General features: G+C 66.8%; 1 protein-coding gene. It reads left to right on the forward strand.

Annotated elements, in window-relative coordinates:
* Positions 1 to 291: 291 nt before the first annotated feature.
* On the forward strand, positions 292 to 2,398 hold a 2,107-nt coding region (locus EN745_RS33675), incomplete at its 3' end, for an AMP-binding protein (protein ID WP_127423234.1).

Here is a 2,398-nt window from a genome sequence, read left to right on the forward strand (position 1 = left end):
CTCCCCTTGTGGGAGAAGGTGGCCGAGCGAAGCTCGGTCGGATGAGGGGTGCTGGACGGATCGCTGCATCGACAAGATAAGCGCCGAAAATCGTTTGATTTTCTAGCGACCGAGTTTCTTCCAGCAGCCCTCATCCGTCTCGGCGCTGGGCGCCGATCCACCTTCTCCCAAAAGGGGAGAAGGCCAGAGGGCACTCAGTCCACATTGACGTCGCCCGCGCTTGCGCTACCCTCTGGCTCCGAAGCGGCCGCTCAAGAGCCGCGACGTGGAGGACGTTGGGAGAGCGCGGCAATGATCCTGACCCTGGCGCTGCTTGCAGGCCTCGTCGCGGCGTGGTTGCTGATCGGCATACTCGAATCGATGCGGCTTGGCCTGCGCTTCACGCAGGCGCTGCTCTATGTGCCGTTCAAGCTCGCCTACCGGATCGCCGACGAGCGCATCCGCGTCGCCCGCAATGCCAAGGCGCCGGTCATCTATGTGATCTCGCATCAGTCGCGCTTCGAGCCGGCGCTGATGCTATCGCTGCTGCCGGACGACACCCTGCACATCCTCGACGATGCGTCGGCGCGCTCGCCCTGGCTGGAGCCATGGCGCGAGCTTGGCCGCACCATCGCCTTCAATGCCGAGCATGTCTTCGTCAGTCGCCGGCTGGTCAGGGTGCTGAAGGGCAAGGGCCGGCTTGCCGTCTATCTGCCCGATGCGGTCGAGCCTGACGTCAAATCCTTTCGCCTGTTCCGCGCCATCACCCGCATTGCCATGCAGGCCGACGCCAGCATCGTACCGATCTTCATCGCCGGCGCGCGCGACCTGCCGATGTCGCTGACCCCGGCGGACCGGGCGCCGCGCCACTGGTTCCCGCGCCTCGCGATAAGCGTGCTGGAGCCTATGACGATCGCCGAACTGGTGGCGCGCAACCCTGACCAGGCCTCTAACACCAACGCGCTGTTCGACCGCTTCGCGGAAGCCAGGCTCTTCGGCACCAATCTCGACCGCGGCCTGTTCCTCGCCATGCGCGACGCGGCAACCAGAGTCGGCGCCTCGCACCCGATCATCGAGGACGTCATCTCGGGCGCGCTCAGCTATCGCAAGATGTTCATCGGCGCGCGCGTGCTCGGCCGCCGCTTCGAGGCGGTGTCGGCGCCTGGCGAAGCGGTCGGGCTGCTGCTGCCCAACGCCAACGGCGTGGTGCTGTCCTTCGTCGGCCTCATCTCGGCCGGCCGGGTGGCGGCGATGATCAACTACACCGCCGGGTCGGCAAGCGTCACCGCCGCTGTGCGCACCGCCGTCATCCGAACCGTCGTCTCCTCCCGCGCCTTCATCGAGAAGGCCGGGCTCGCCGACATCGCCGAGGCGGTCGAGGCGGGGGGCGCCAAAATGCTCTGGCTGGAGGATGTGCGCCAGAGCGTGACGATGCTGGACAAGCTCGCGGCCGCGCTGCTGTGGCGTTTTCCGCTGCGGCCACAGGATGCGGCAAAGCCAGCGGTGATCCTGTTCACCTCGGGCTCGGAAGGCACGCCCAAGGCGGTGGTGCTGTCGCACAAGAGCCTGCTCGCCAACGCCATGCAGGCGGAGGCGCGCATTACCATCTCGCCCGCCGACACCCTGCTCAACGTGCTGCCGGTGTTCCACTCCTTCGGACTGACCGGCGGCACCATCCTGCCGCTGGTCACCGGCGTGAAACTGTTCCTCTACCCCTCGCCGCTTCACTACAAGATCATCCCCGAGATCGCGCGCAAGGTCGGGCCGACGATCATGTTCGGCACCGACACTTTCCTCGCCAATTATGCGCGCACCGCCAAGGACGGCGACTTCTCCAGCCTGCGCTTCGTCGTCGCCGGCGCCGAGGCGGTCAAGCCGGAGACGCGCCGCGTCTATCGCGAGCGCTTCGACGCATCAATCATCGAGGGTTTTGGGCTGACCGAGGCCGCCCCGGTCGTCGCCGTCAACACCGCCATCCATGGCCGCGACGGCACGGTCGGACGGCTGTTGCCAGCCATCCGCATGAAGCTCGAAGCCGTCGAGGGCATTGACGATGCCGGCCGGCTGTGGCTCGACGGGCCGAACATGATGATGGGCTACATGACCGCCGACCGGCCTGGCGAGTTGCAGCCGCTCAATGGCTGGCACGATACCGGCGACATTGTCTCGGTCGACCGCGACGGCTTCATCACCATTCGCGGCCGCGCCAAGCGCTTCGCCAAGATCGCTGGAGAGATGGTGTCGCTGGGCGCGGTCGAGATGCTGGTGCAGTCGCTGTGGCCGGAAGAACGCCACGCCGCCGTCGCGGTGCCGGACAAAAGACGCGGCGAGCGCATCGTGCTGGTGACCACGGCCGACGATGCCAGTCCGGAGGAACTACGCGCCTTCGGCAAGAAGGCGGGCGCGGCCGAACTGATGG

This window comes from Mesorhizobium sp. M4A.F.Ca.ET.022.05.2.1 (genome assembly GCF_003998845.1).
Taxonomy (GTDB): Bacteria; Pseudomonadota; Alphaproteobacteria; order Rhizobiales; family Rhizobiaceae; genus Mesorhizobium.